The sequence below is a fragment of the Exiguobacterium algae genome (assembly GCF_018617875.1).
GTDB lineage: Bacteria > Bacillota > Bacilli > Exiguobacteriales > Exiguobacteriaceae > Exiguobacterium > Exiguobacterium algae.
In genome coordinates, this window is the sequence record NZ_JACSKZ010000001.1 from 465618 (window position 1) to 479469 (window position 13852).

13 protein-coding genes are annotated in these 13852 nt (G+C 48.1%); 4 read left to right on the forward strand and 9 right to left on the reverse strand.

Going from position 1 to position 13852, the window contains the following annotated elements; translation table 11 throughout:
• Positions 1 to 3: 3 nt before the first annotated feature.
• Both KNP03_RS02405 and dnaE read right to left on the reverse strand, forming a co-directional pair.
• Positions 4 to 558, reverse strand: a complete 555-nt coding sequence (locus KNP03_RS02405) for a FadR/GntR family transcriptional regulator (RefSeq protein ID WP_214824745.1) — start codon at positions 556 to 558, stop codon at positions 4 to 6.
• A 75-nt stretch (positions 559 to 633) separates the two neighbouring features.
• The gene (gene dnaE / locus KNP03_RS02410) at positions 634 to 3801 is read right to left on the reverse strand and encodes a DNA polymerase III subunit alpha (protein WP_214824748.1); all 3168 of its coding nucleotides are present in this window, start codon (positions 3799 to 3801) and stop codon (positions 634 to 636) included.
• A 102-nt stretch (positions 3802 to 3903) separates the two neighbouring features.
• Here dnaE and KNP03_RS02415 point away from each other — a divergent pair, with 102 nt between their 5' ends.
• Positions 3904 to 4095, forward strand: coding sequence for a YtzJ family protein (locus tag KNP03_RS02415; RefSeq protein ID WP_214824751.1), 192 nt, complete (start codon positions 3904 to 3906; stop codon positions 4093 to 4095).
• Positions 4096 to 4111: 16 nt separating this feature from the next.
• Here the strand turns inward: KNP03_RS02415 and KNP03_RS02420 are convergent, their stop codons facing one another.
• The gene (locus tag KNP03_RS02420; RefSeq protein WP_214824754.1) at positions 4112 to 5077 is read right to left on the reverse strand and encodes a DHH family phosphoesterase; all 966 of its coding nucleotides are present in this window, start codon (positions 5075 to 5077) and stop codon (positions 4112 to 4114) included.
• Positions 5078 to 5154: 77 nt separating this feature from the next.
• Between KNP03_RS02420 and KNP03_RS02425 the strand changes: the two genes are divergently transcribed.
• A complete protein-coding gene (locus tag KNP03_RS02425; protein ID WP_240544414.1) occupies positions 5155 to 5469 on the forward strand; it encodes a YtpI family protein in 315 nt (104 codons plus the stop codon).
• Positions 5470 to 5748: 279 nt separating this feature from the next.
• Here the strand turns inward: KNP03_RS02425 and KNP03_RS02430 are convergent, their stop codons facing one another.
• Positions 5749 to 7059 carry a DRTGG domain-containing protein gene (locus KNP03_RS02430; protein ID WP_214824768.1) on the reverse strand — a complete coding sequence of 437 codons (1311 nt, stop codon included), beginning with the start codon at positions 7057 to 7059 and terminating at the stop codon, positions 5749 to 5751.
• Positions 7060 to 7225: 166 nt separating this feature from the next.
• Here KNP03_RS02430 and KNP03_RS02435 point away from each other — a divergent pair, with 166 nt between their 5' ends.
• Positions 7226 to 8320 carry a M24 family metallopeptidase gene (locus KNP03_RS02435; RefSeq protein ID WP_214824770.1) on the forward strand — a complete coding sequence of 365 codons (1095 nt, stop codon included), beginning with the start codon at positions 7226 to 7228 and terminating at the stop codon, positions 8318 to 8320.
• 52 nt (positions 8321 to 8372) lie between these two features.
• Here KNP03_RS02435 and KNP03_RS02440 read toward each other — a convergent pair whose 3' ends face one another.
• Positions 8373 to 9095 carry a metallophosphoesterase family protein gene (locus tag KNP03_RS02440; protein ID WP_214824773.1) on the reverse strand — a complete coding sequence of 241 codons (723 nt, stop codon included), beginning with the start codon at positions 9093 to 9095 and terminating at the stop codon, positions 8373 to 8375.
• Between the two features lie 11 nt (positions 9096 to 9106).
• A complete protein-coding gene (locus KNP03_RS02445; protein WP_214824776.1) occupies positions 9107 to 9832 on the reverse strand; it encodes an SDR family oxidoreductase in 726 nt (241 codons plus the stop codon).
• Between the two features lie 183 nt (positions 9833 to 10015).
• Here KNP03_RS02445 and KNP03_RS02450 point away from each other — a divergent pair, with 183 nt between their 5' ends.
• A complete protein-coding gene (locus KNP03_RS02450; RefSeq protein WP_214824779.1) occupies positions 10016 to 10453 on the forward strand; it encodes a universal stress protein in 438 nt (145 codons plus the stop codon).
• A 63-nt stretch (positions 10454 to 10516) separates the two neighbouring features.
• On the opposite strand, the gene KNP03_RS02455 is transcribed toward KNP03_RS02450, so the two are convergent.
• The 3 genes from KNP03_RS02455 to KNP03_RS02465 form a co-directional block, all read right to left on the reverse strand.
• Entirely contained in the window at positions 10517 to 11116 is a 600-nt protein-coding gene (locus KNP03_RS02455; RefSeq protein WP_214824782.1) for a 3D domain-containing protein, read from the reverse strand.
• A gap of 428 nt (positions 11117 to 11544) precedes the next feature.
• The gene (locus KNP03_RS02460) at positions 11545 to 12756 is read right to left on the reverse strand and encodes an acetate kinase (protein ID WP_214824785.1); all 1212 of its coding nucleotides are present in this window, start codon (positions 12754 to 12756) and stop codon (positions 11545 to 11547) included.
• A gap of 120 nt (positions 12757 to 12876) precedes the next feature.
• Positions 12877 to 13770 carry a class I SAM-dependent methyltransferase gene (locus KNP03_RS02465; protein WP_214824788.1) on the reverse strand — a complete coding sequence of 298 codons (894 nt, stop codon included), beginning with the start codon at positions 13768 to 13770 and terminating at the stop codon, positions 12877 to 12879.
• Positions 13771 to 13852: the final 82 nt, after the last annotated feature.

The window sequence follows — 13852 nt, forward strand, 5'->3', positions numbered from 1 at the left end:
CGTTCATTCCGGCATCCCCATTCCACGCCACGCCTCGATTAACCGTTTTCGTTCTTCGAGTGTATATAAATCGTCTGACTCAAGTCCGTCGAAAAATCGATTCACTTCGCTCCAAATGCGAACGAACAGTTCGTTCTTCAAGCCGAAGATCAATCGTTGACGAAACTGGCGATCGTCCTCCACGACTGCTTCGAGTTCCATAACGCGCTGGAGCGTTGGTTCGACTTCCGAAAAAGCCATCCGCTCAAGCAAACGCAACATGTCGGTAATATCTGACGCTTTTGTCTGTTTCGTCACGATAAACTCTGACAAAATCTCGATATAGCGGTGACGGTCTTGCTCGCATAAAAATGTGCCGCCACCGTGTCGTGTCTCCACAATCCCTAAGAAACTGAGGGCACGCAGCGCCTCGCGAACAGAAGCACGGCTGATGGATAACGTTTCAGCGAGTTCCCGTTCGGAGGGCAGGCGGTCCCCAGGCACTAGCGAGGAGTGGACAATCAATCTTCTAATTTTTGCAATGTTTTCGTGAAATGAGGATGCGTGTTTTTCATGCATCTGACCGTTCAACTCCCTTTTTTGGATCACCTAATCATTAAGTGGTCAGACCAATTAGTGAAATTATATCACTTTTTAGGACTTGGTACTAGTTTCTGGACCACCCAATTTTTGTTCAATTCGTTTCAAGATGACATTTCCTTCCCCAAACCGCTTGGCAATCGCTTGGATCAAGCGATCGTTTGGATTCACGGAGAATGTCGATGCCAACTGTTTTACTTCTTTCGTATCCGTGAAACGACAAATCACAGGAACGTCACCCGGTGTGGTTCGAATGACTTCTTCAAGGTCCGGGAACGACTCTAATGTGAGGCGGACGAACAACGCCTGACCATGCATCGGGCGCACCCGTTCCACAATCAGCTGTTTTCTGCCATCCCGCTCGTTCGGGTGTACTTCCAACAACAAAATGTTTCCCGCGTAGAGGGAACGTTCGTGCGCGGCAAACGTGCGAGGGAATACGACCACTTCTTCCTGGGTCATACCATCATCGACCATCATGACGCCCATCTTTTCCTGCTTTTTCGTCATGAAAGTCCGAATCTCATCGACGTACACGATGATGAACCCTTTGTCTCCGTGGATGATTTCATCGATTGAAACCGTGTCGACACCGAGCGAAGGGATTTCTGACAACGGGGAATGCACGACCCACGTGCCGAGCGCTTCCCGCTCTTCTTCCGACCAATTCGGCTCAATCGTCTGCTTTTTCTTTAACCCGAGCGTGGAGAGCTCATCCGGAAGGAAATGCGTCTCTGCTTCATCACGTAACCGCTCCACTTCTTCAAACGCACGGACTCGATTGCCATGATACATGCGGTCGAGCGCACCGGCACCGAGCAGCTTCCGAAGTTTCGGTAAATCCTTGTCTGTCCAGCCCATCACTGCTTTTAACGACCGTACGTCTTTCATTTGCTCATGGTGTTCGATCAACTGTTCAACATCCCGTTTCGTCAAACCGTGAATGGCTTTCAGACCGAGCCGGACACCCGGACCTTCTAATACCGCTTCCGCCTTCCCATTCATCACGTCCGGCGGATAGACCGGTACTTTCGACTTTCGGAGTAAACGGACCAGTTGGCTCGTCTTCTCACTCGTCACCATATGGAAGATCCGACCGTAGTGAGCCTTCACATATGCCAAGCGGTAGCTGATTAAACTGTAGGCGACCGCATGTGACCGGTTAAATCCGTAGCCGGCAAATTTTTCAATCCACGAGAAGATCTGCAACATCGTATCCTGGTCAAGTCGACTCGTTTGATTTAAGAAGCGTACTTGTTCTTTTTCGATGGCCACGACATCTTTCTTGGCGATGGCCCTTCTGACGAGATCGGCTTCCGCGTAAGAGTACCCCGCAAGTTCTCGGAGCAGTTGCATCACCTGTTCTTGGTAGACGAGCACTCCGTATGTCGGCTTCATGATGTCTTCCACCGCAGGATGAATCGATTGGTAAGGCATGCCATGCTTGCGCTTGGCGTAGGTTTCGATAAACTGCATCGGTCCCGGGCGATACAGGGACATTGTCACGACGATATCCTCAAACTCTGTCGGTTTTACTTGCCGCAGTGCCTGTTTCATCCCTTCAGACTCAAATTGGAAAATCCCGTCGGTGTCTCCCCGCGCGAGCAGTCGTAACGTTCGGGCGTCATGCAGCGGTATGGTTTTCAAAGAGAACATCGATTCGCTTTCCCGAATCAGTTCTTCCATTTCCCTCAGACGTGTCAAATTTCGAAGTCCCAATAAATCAATCTTTAACAGACCGAGTTCTTCCAAATCCTTCATATTATATTGGGTCACTTGCTCTTCGATTCCAGGTTGCAGAGGCGTGACCTCATCCAAGGCATCCCGACTCAACACGATTCCGGCGGCATGAACCGAAGACTGACGAGGGAGCCCTTCTAACTGCCTGGCGATGGTCAATAACTGATGGCGTTTTTGACTCCCCGAGAACCATTTCATCTGTTTTGGATTGGCGAGTAAATCATCCAAACTGCCGGACTTCACTTGTTTACTCGCAGCCATCCCTTCCTCAAGTGTCATACCAAGCGACCTTGCCACGTCCCGAATCGCCGCCTTGGCGCCGAATGTGGCGAGCGTCCCGATTTGCGCAGCGTGATTTTCTCCATACTTCGTCAGGACATAAGACACCACTTCTTCACGGCGTTCATCTTCGAAGTCTAAATCGATATCCGGCATACTGACACGTTCAGGATTGAGGAAGCGTTCGAATAGGAGACCGAATTTGACCGGATCGACCTCCGTGATGTGTAAGGCGAAACTGACCAACGCCCCAGCTGCCGAACCACGCCCCGGTCCTACCTCAATCCCTTGCTCCCGGGCAAACCGGACAATGTCCTCTACAATCAAAAAGTACGAGGCAAATCCGGTCTTCGCGATGACATCCAATTCATACTTCGCTCGTTCAATATACGGTTCTTTCAACAAATCCGCCGCTTTCAGCCGCTCTGCGACGAGCCGTTTCAATCGGGCGTCTGCGTCCTCTAATTCCGGGATGGCGGCATGCGCTTTCGGCAACTCTTTCAGTTGAAAGTAGGATTCGAAGCGGTCGAGTTCCGCCATCTCCTCAGCACTGAACCAGTCGTTCATCTCACTCGGCAGTCGTACGTGAAGTCCTTTTTGCCTGACGTCCTCTTCAGACAATAATTCACCTTCCCCGATGGCCGCAATCGCCCGAAATCCTTCAAGGTCTTCGGGTTTCATATACCGTGTTTCCGGAGTAGGGATGAGGTTCACTCCCAATTCATCTCGCATCATTCTCAATTGATTCAATAATTGGGATTGCTCCGTCGTCTGCGGCGCTGGCAGGCCGAGCCACAATTTTTGTTCATCCACGTGATTTAGTAATTGATGATACATCCGGCGACGGTGAACCGGATCGTTCGCTTTCCAGGTCTCCGGGAGGATGATCAATGGAAGTGACGTCTTGCCCGTGATTCCCCCTTCTCGGACGAGACGATATTGTTCTTTTATATCCTCCTTTGAAAAGGCATAGGCTAAAACGGATACGTCTATTCCATCCATATGAAGGACGGTACGAAGCCCAATCAAAGGCTTGACTTGATAGCGTTGACAAAGCTTCACAAAAGCAGGGACGCCATAAAACGCCTGGTCTGCTATGGCGACGGCTTTACTTCCGCGTTCGACCATCTCGGTGACATACTGCTCTAACCGGATCGTACTCTGCATCAAACTGTACGCCGAACGGACATTTAAGTGGATCATCAACATCCTCCTCTCCATTTAATCGAATTGTCAAACTCAATCCGACACTTCTCTGATACAATAATTATAGACAAAACTTATGCTAAAAGGGGGTAAAAGCGTATGATTATCAACCGGGGACAAATTGCACGCGACAAATTGGAAAATTTACAGAACGGTCAAACGGTATTCGCGGATAGTCCTGAGATTATCGAACGACTTCGTAAGTACATTACGGAGTACCAACTTGACGTCGTTGAGGACGTGACCGATCGCGGGACATGGTTCATTCCAAAAGAAGAAGATACGAAATGAAGAGAGCTGACGTTGGTCAGCTCTCTTCATTTTCAAACGTGAACGGTTTTGCCACTTCTTTCAATGCATGAATCACATCATCCATCTCATCCCACGAATCAATCGTCGCACCGGCAGCCATCGGATGTCCGCCTCCACGATATCGCTTCGCCACCTCATTGATGACCGGTCCTTTCGAACGGATACGGACACGAATCTCTTCTTTGTTCTCCACGAACATGACCCAACACTTCAATCCCTCCAGCCCCGAGAAGCTGTTCACGAGCTGAGAGGCGGTTTCCGGTGACGCATGGAATTGCCGGAGTACATCGACATCAATTTTGACATACCCTACACCTTCCTCTGTCACCACGACATTTTGTAGCACATACCCTTGCAGTTGCAACGTCGCCAAGTCGGTTTTATACATTTGACGGTATAAGTAGTTCGTATCGATGTCCTTGGCAATCAGTTTGGACGCAATCTCAAACGTACGGGCTGTCGCATTCCGGAATTGGAAACGCCCTGTATCCCCGACAATCCCTGCATAGAGTAAAAATGCCGCTTCTTTGTCAATCGGATAGTTCCACTGCTCTGCCAATTCGACAATCATTTCAGAAGTCGAGCTGACGGTAGTATCTACGATTTGTCGTGACGCATAGGCGTCCTCATCCGGATGATGGTCAATCTTCACGATCGTCTTCCCTTTTAACGCGAACTGTCCATCGATTCGAGCCTGATTGGCAGTATCTAAAATCATCACCAAGGCGTCTTGATACATGTCTTCTTCCACATGCTCCATTTTGCCTAAAAACTCTAAGTCCCGAACAATCCCCCCGACGACATATATGTTTTTTTCCGGATAAACGTTTCGTAAAATCCGCTGCAATCCTAACTGACTCCCGAGTGCGTCAGGGTCCGGACGGACATGACGATGAATCAAAATCGTATCCGCTACTTCGATATCAGACTTGATTGCTGCAGCTTCCTGCCATTGCGCCATAACGATTCCTCACTTTCCTCTTCACTATTCTATGGTATGATGATAACAGATTATTAGATGGAAAGGGGTTCCTTCACTTGCAACTTGTCATGATCGGACTCATTTTGTTCGCACTCGGTGCTTATTTCGTGTTCAAGCGCCGCGCCTTTTTGACGAAGACACCATATCGCAAGGCTTTATTCAATACACAGGCGTTGATTTGGTTAAGTCTGTTTCTCGCGCTCTTCGCCGTGAACCAGATGGTTGGCGGGCTCGGGCTCGGCTCAACGATCGGTTGGATCGTCAGCATCGTCATGTTGGTCGTCGGGATCGGAAATGCCGTAGTCGGTGTCATCCGCTACCGTAAAATCTATCCAAAAGCCGCCGAAGAACCGATTAACCAATCTTCTTGATCCCGATACTGAATTGCGTTCATTTGCGATTCGTATATCGAACACACATGTAAGATAATCTTTTGAAGCGATCTTGTCCTTATCGACTGGGTCGCTTTTTTTGTCAAAATGGAAGCATGAGGCAATCAAATTGGAGTTGTATCTCCGCTGTTGAAAGTTGTTCCGTGAATGCTTCGGGTACACGAGAGCGATGTGTATGAATAAGCACTAGACAGTTGAGTCGAACTTCAACGTATACAAAAACACGGGCTAATTGAATAGCCCGTGTTTTCTCTATCTTTACCGGTCAATCAACTGTGCCGTCACGAGTGCTTTCGCGACGAGTTGTGTCCCTTGTGTCATCTCAACATCCACTTTCCCGAATTTCCTTCCGAGATCGAACACGTTTGCCGATACGCGGATTTGACTTTCAATTTGAATCGGTTTCATGAAGTAGACGGTGATGTTCTCCACGACGAGATCGCCTTTTTTCATATGACGAAGGCTACGCGTCGCCCCTTCTACAAGAAGCGTCGTCAAGACACCGGATGAGGCCGTCCCCATATGGCTTGTCATCTGTGGGGCTACTTCTACGGTGAAGGCCGTACCGTTCGATGCCGGGTCTTCCTTCAATTGGTTCGTGATCATATTATCAAACGTCTCCCCGACCTGAGGTTGACGGTTTGCAAGCTGAAGTGCTTTCAACACATCCTGTCGGCTGATGATCCCGAGCAGGCGTCCATAATTATCCACGACCGGAAGCATTTCGATGCCTTCCCATACCATCTGGTGGGCCGCATTCGTCACGCTCGTCTGTACGCCGACCGTGATTGGACTTTTCGTCATCACTTTCTCGATATCCGAATCATGCGATTTGTCGATCACATCCTTCGCCGTGATGACCCCGACCACTTTCATCTGGTCATCGATGACCGGATACCGGTTGTGTTTCGTCCGTTCGTTCAATTCATGCCAGCGTTTGACCGTATCGTCCGCCTTCAAATAAAACGTATCATGGAGCGGAATGACGATATCGGAGACGAGTAAGATCTCCTTTTTAATCAAGCGGTCATAGATGGCGCGGTTGATCATCGTAGCGACCGTGAAACTGTCATACGATGTCGAAATGACCGGCATATCATATTTATCGGCCATTCGTTTTACTTCATCCGTCGTATCGAATCCACCCGTGATCAACACCGCTCCCCCGGATTGCAAGACGAGCTCATGCGCTTTCTCACGGTTCCCGATGATGACGAGCGAATCGACATCGATATAACGCATCATCGCCTCTAACTTCATGGCACCGATTACAAATTTGGACAACGTCTTATGCAGTCCGTTCCGTCCACCTAACACTTGTCCGTCAACAATGTTGACGACTTCGGCAAATGTCAGTTTTTCGATGTTTTCTTTATGTTTCCGCTTAATCCGGATTGTGCCGACACGTTCAATCGTGGATACGAACCCTAAGTTTTCAGCCTCTTTGATTGCTCGGTATGCGGTCCCTTCTGATACAGTTAACTCTTTCGCGATTTGACGGACCGAGATTTTCGCCCCGACATCGAGTGACTCGATATGTGAAATGATCTGTTCATGTTTAGTGGTCATACGCTGAGTCCCTTTCCTCATTACATTTTCTGTTATTCCAAGTATACTGTATCAGTGAAACTTGTTCAAACTGTACTAATCATATTGGAACATTTCCTTTCTGATTTAGAAACCGCTATAATGAGAACGAAAGTCATCGAACGAGAGAGAAGGGAAGGGATTCAATTTGAATCAACGAACCAACCAAATCGCCCAATCATTAGCCACAAAAGGGTTAGACGCTGCTTTCATCACATCGAAAGCTTCAGTCTTCTATTTTTCTGGTGTATATGCAGAGGCGCATGAGCGATTGATTGCCATTTTGGTGTTAAAGAACGGAACGACGGCAATCGTCTGCCCTGCACTTGAAAAAGGAATCGTCGAGGCAAGTGAATGGACAGGTGAAATTGTCACGTACATGGACCACGAAAACCCGTGGGATAAAGTCGTCAAACTGTTCCTCGACCAACAAATCGTACCGGAGCGCATCGGGGTCGAAGGAGAGCATTTGACCTATAATCGCGCCGAGAAGCTCGGAGCCGGATTCGCCGGTCTATCGATCATCGATTTAACCGAAGACCTTCAGGCACTACGTATGATCAAATCACAAGATGAGGTCCGGACTATGAAACGTGCTGCCGAATTAGCCGATATGGCGATTGAAGCGGGTATCAAGGCTCTTCGAGAAGGCGTGACCGAATTAGAGGTCATCGCAGAGATTGAATATGCCATGAAAAAACAAGGCGTTCGTGAAATGTCGTTTGATACACTCGTCCTCTTCGGCGAAAACAGCGCCGACCCACACGGTGTACCAGGAAATAACCGTTTGAAACGCGGTGATTTCGCCTTGTTCGACCTCGGGGTCGTCTGGGAAGGATATTGCTCTGACATTACGCGTACTGTCGTTTTCGGCGAAGCGAGCAGTAAACAACGTGAAATTTACGATACCGTCTTACAAGCGGAAGAAGCTGCCATCGCCATGGCGAAAGTCGGTGCCACGCTCGGCTCAATCGATGTGGCGGCCCGCCAGGTCATCACAACAGCAGGCTACGGTGAATACTTCACGCACCGAATCGGTCACGGCATCGGAATCGAAGTGCACGAATATCCTTCGATGGCAGCGAACAACGACTCGACTGCTCAAGTCGGCATGACCTTCACGGTCGAACCAGGGATTTACCTCCCGGGTGTTGGCGGAGTTCGAATCGAGGACGACATCGTCATGACCGAGAGCGGTCCGATTTTGTTGACGAGCTATCCTAAGTCACTGCAAGAGATTTAAGACAAAAAGGTGAGAACCCTCGTTCCGACGGGGATTCTCACCTTTTATTTCTTCAATAGAATAGTCGTAGCATCACTTCGCGTTGAGGAACTTCAAGCCGTTCCATCTTTTCTAAAAAAGTTCGCTTATCGTACGGTAAAGCATTCAGTGCCAAGCGTGGTCCTTGTTCACCTTCTGAAATGATGGCAAACCTTGACAAGCTGTCTTTTGCGACGCCGAGCGCTCCCGGATTCACGTACTGTTTCCGCTCATCTTCGAACCGATGAACCGGATGATGATGACCGAACAAAATGAGATCCGCCTCATAATCCGCATATAGCTGTTGCATGTTCACAAGATTCGCTTCCAAAATCTCATGAAACGGTTCCTCAAGGATGGTTGCGTTACGTTTTTCATCCGGAATATGATAATGAATCCCGAACAGGCGCCGACCGAACCGATCGCCCACAATCGTACGGGGCAGCGCGGCCAATCGATCGACGTATTCAGGCTTCAATTGATTCGCCACCCACTCATGATGAGGACGCGTATGTGCGTAACTCTCCGGATGACCGTGACCAAACAACAAGGACAACACCGCTTCATCATGATTTCCCGAAATCATCTTCACTCCGCGATCAATCAGTCGGGCCATGACCTCATTTGAATCCGGCCCCATCGCAATCATGTCCCCGAGAGACCAAATTTCATCTATCCCTTCCTTATCAAATGCGCGTAACGCAACGTCAAGCGCTTCGACGTTTCCATGAATATCCGTTACAATGCCAAGCTTCATCAAAATCCTCCTTATTTCCGATATTGATGCACGACATTCACGCCGCCTGTCACATCAATGACAGCACCTGTAATCATATCCGAGTCTTCCGACAGTAAGAACGTAATCATCCTGGCGATATCCTCCCCGGTCCCATGACGACCGACCGGTGTCTGGTCATCCGACTCCGCGTCTTCGATTCGCATCTCTTTTTGCGACCCGACAATATTCCCTGGATTGACCATGTTTACGGTAATCCCGTACGGCGCCTCTTCTAAAGCCACAGATTTCGTCAGACTGACGAGACCGGACTTGGCGGCCGCAAACACCGAACGATGCAACCACCCCGGAGCATTCGCACTTTCCGGGAAGCCATACGTGATAATTCGGCCAAATTGTTTCGAACGCATGGCCGGGATGGCGCGCCTCATCAGCCAGAAAGACGCAGACAAATTCCCCGTCATCACTTCATCCCACTCTTCGTCACTCAATTCCACCATGGATTTCCGTTCAAATATATAAGGTCCTGCATTCAAGATGAGGGCATCCGGTTCTCCAAATCTTTCCACGGCCAACTCGTATCCTTGCAGCAATGTCTGGCGGTCTGTTAATTCGGCTTCCACCATATGTAGCCGTTCGTGTGTCCAATCAATCGGATTGCGCTGTAATACACTGACGAACCAACCCTCTTTCAGAAGTCGTTCTGTAACGGCGCGACCGATACCTTTCGCACCTGACGTGATCATGACGTGTTTCATCGCACTACCTCCTCTGCCCTATTCTACCTGTTCGCCGCATCAATCTCCAAGCTTCAACGTGTTCTATTCATTGGTATGAAAAAAATCATGCATTTTCATCAGTTCGAAGCGTGAAATATGGTAGAAGTGGTATACTATATATGTAAGTCGAACGTATATTTCGAGCGAAAGGTTGGGATTTACATGGCAATTGTCTACAAACATATCTTATCCGCCGTTGACGGCTCAAAAGAGGCCGAACGGGCATTCGAAACAGCAATCGACGTCGCGATTCGAAACGAAGGGAAACTTTACGTCGGTCACGTCATCGACACCCGCACGTTCGCCACAGTCGAGGCATATGACCGGACAATCACCGAACGGGCCGAGACTTATGCGAAAGAATTGCTTGAAGACTATGTGAACCGTGCAAAAGAACGCGGTGTGAAAGAAGTCGAGACAGTGATCGAATATGGATCACCGAAAGTGACCATCGCGAAAAAAATCGCACCTAACCACAATATCGACTTGATCATCTGTGGAGCGACCGGTTTGAACGCTGTCGAACGCTTCTTCATCGGTAGTGTCTCAGAAAGTATTGTACGTTACGCAAAATGTGATGTACTCATCGTTCGTCAATAAGAAATCATTTATACAGAAAAGAGGTCTTGCGCGATTGCAAGACCTCTTCTTTTGATTGTGCGATCAGATGACTTTGACCGTGACCGTTTGCCGACCAAATCGAATCGCTTCTTTATATGAATACATCAAGATGTCAATTTTATTTCCTTTGATCGCTCCGCCTGTATCAGCCGCCGTATACGTGCCTAACAATTTGCCGCCGACATAGACTTGAACTTTCGATCCGAGCGGAATGACACGAGGATCAACCGCGATGACGTTTCTTTTCTGTGTACGTACATTCCAACCGAGCGCCGTCATACCCGAACACCCTCTACAGTATGGTGTATAAGCTGACGCCTTCATCGTATATGTTTTCACGTTCGCTTTGACAGGGGTCGGAGCCTTTACCGTACGAAGAGATCTCGTCGGAATCCAGCCAGCTTTCCCTTTGTAGTTGACACGAATCCAAGCACCTCGAGAACCTGTGCGTTGCAACCGTTCCGTCGCTTTCACTTTACCGATCACGCGTGAACTTGACCGTCCTTGCGCATAGACTTTCAAATCACCTGATTTACTTGCCACGTAGATTTTTTTCGATGCAGCTTCAACCTGTGTTGACGGTAAGGCGAAAGTCCCTACCATTATTGCGAGAAGTAAGAGCGTAGCCATTTTTTTAAACATACGTTTTGTCCTCTCCCAGTCAATTTGTTGTCAAATCATAGATGCCTGCTTGATGGTTCAGATCACGAATGAACGAATGAATTTGTCACGAACATTTCGTCCAGATAACTATATGATGAAATGAAACCCCATGCCTTTACACTTGTTCTTCATTTACATGTCTCTTTGATTACAGAAAGGTGACAAAACAACCTTTTTGTATAAATTCCGTCTTTTTCGTAAACAAAACGACAGTTAAATATTTTTTAACATCCAAATAAAGGATTTTTCATGACTGGAGTGTTACAAAAAGCATGATTTTATCCTCCGATTGTTACAAAGGGACTTCCTATCCCCCTCCCTTTTTCCTACGTTTCAATTAGGTGAAAAGAACTAAAAAAACCACGCGACCCGTTCAGTCGCGTGGTAAAAATGGTTTTCGATTAAGATTAGACGTGTTCTTCGACGAGGTTCGCGATACGGACCGTATCACGCGCAATGACCAATTCTTCGTTCGTCGGGATAATGATCACTTTGACAGGTGAATGCGGGTAGTTGATGAACAACTCTTTACCACGTGCCCCGTTATTGAGCGAAGGATCCCAGTAAACGCCCATGAATTCAAGACCACGAAGGATCCGCTCACGAATGACATCAGAGTTTTCCCCGACACCAGCTGTGAAGATGATCGCATCGACGCCGTTCATTTCTGCAGCGTATTGTCCGATGTAACCGTGAATACGGTTCGAGAAGATTTTCAATGAAACTTCGGCACGATGGTTTCCTTCTGCCGCTGCTTGCTCGATGTCGCGCAAGTCACTTGAAATTCCTGAGAGACCGTAAACGCCTGACTCCTTGTTCATGACGTTCAATACATCTTCAGCAGACTTTCCTGTTTTTTGCATCAAGAACGGAATCAAGGCCGGGTCTAGTGAACCAGAACGCGTTCCCATTGTAATCCCTTCGAGTGGAGTGAAGCCCATCGTCGTATCGATTGAACGACCACCGGCAACCGCTGCGATCGATGCTCCGCTACCGAGGTGGCAAGAAATCAAGCGCAAGTCTTCAAGCGGACGTCCGAGAAGTTCGGCCGCACGTTGTGTGACATACTTATGACTCGTACCATGGAAGCCGTACTTACGAACACCGTGTTCTGTGTAGTATTCGTATGGAAGACTGTATAAGAAGTTCTCCTCCGGCATCGTCTGGTGGAAGGCCGTGTCGAAGACAGCGACTTGCGGGACATTCGGCAAGATAGCTTGGAAAGCGCGAATCCCAGTCAAGTTCGGTGGGATATGAAGAGGTCCGAGCTCTGTGAACGACTCGATGTTCTTCATAACTTCTTCATCGATGACAACAGAGTCCGCGTACAACTCTTTTCCGTGGAGGACTCGGTGTCCGACTCCTGAAATCTCATCAAACGATCCGATGATGCCGAGGTCAATCAATTTTTCGAGTGCCAATTCAACCGCTTCTTTGTGCGTGTGAAGCGGTGTGACCACGTTAAATTTTTGTCCTTCGCCATACTTGATTGTAAAGATTGCATCGTCTTTTCCAACACGCTCGACAAGACCAACCGCGAGCATTTCCTCTTTCGGCATTTCGAGTAATTGGAACTTGAGCGATGAACTACCTGCATTGACTGCCATAATTTTCGTCATGTCATACACCTCTTACCTTTCGTTTTTAAACACATCTCTTTATCTGTTCAATTTAAAACTGATAACTGTATCATAATGAAGATACTTGATTTTGCATACATTTTTCAAGTATTTTACCCATTATTTTTGTGTTGTTTTGAACCATTCATCAATCTGTTTCACAATATTGTCAACAGCTCTCAAGTCCGTGAACGAAGGAAGCTCTACGAGAAGCGCTTGTTTCGGACGCGTCACGCCTTCCCCGAGTTTTTGCAGGAGAAGCAGACTTTTGGCATAGCGTTCATCTTTAAACATGGTAGTCGGAAGCTGGAGTACGCCTTTTACGACCGCCTCACGGTCCATCCACTGTTTTAATTTCCCTTCGTCATCTTGTTCAAACAAATTGTTCGGGATCACGAATAACCCGTGACCGCCTGGTTTTGTATGACGCATCGCCTGTTCCATCAAGAGGAAGTGCGAATAAGAATGTCCACTATCCCGCTTCATCGTGTACGTACTTGCTGTTTCATCATCCGGATAGTAACCGATTGGCAGATCCACTAACGTCAAATCACTCGGTTCAACAAATAACGGTGCTAAAGCGTCTTGGTGGAAATATGATACCGGTTGACCCAGCAAGTTGCTCACGGCATACGAAAGACGTAACAGCAGTTCATCGACTTCAACCGCCTGTGCCGTAGCACCTTTCACTTGCGAGAGCACCGCGTGAATCAATGTGCCCGTACCGCTGCCTAATTCCAGGACCTTCGCATTGTCGTCAAGTAACTTTGAAGCCAAATATCCCATGAATAAACTCACCGCATCTGGTGTCGGTTGGTTGTTCGGCGGGAGTTGCGTCGTCTCTTCAAGGACGAGCAGGCTCACTGCTTTTCGAACATCATCCATCTTTTCATTTTCCGTATCGACGTGCTCAAACACTTGGACGAGCGCCTCAATCGGCAAAACATCTAAGTCGTCCACGAGTTTTTTCGCTTCTTTTTTCCAATCTCGATAAAGTTGTTCAAAACGATCCATATTCGTTCATCCTTTCCATACAAAACCGGCTCCCCAATAGAGAGCCGGTCGATTCACGTTCTAGTGTAAGCTATTTTAATCG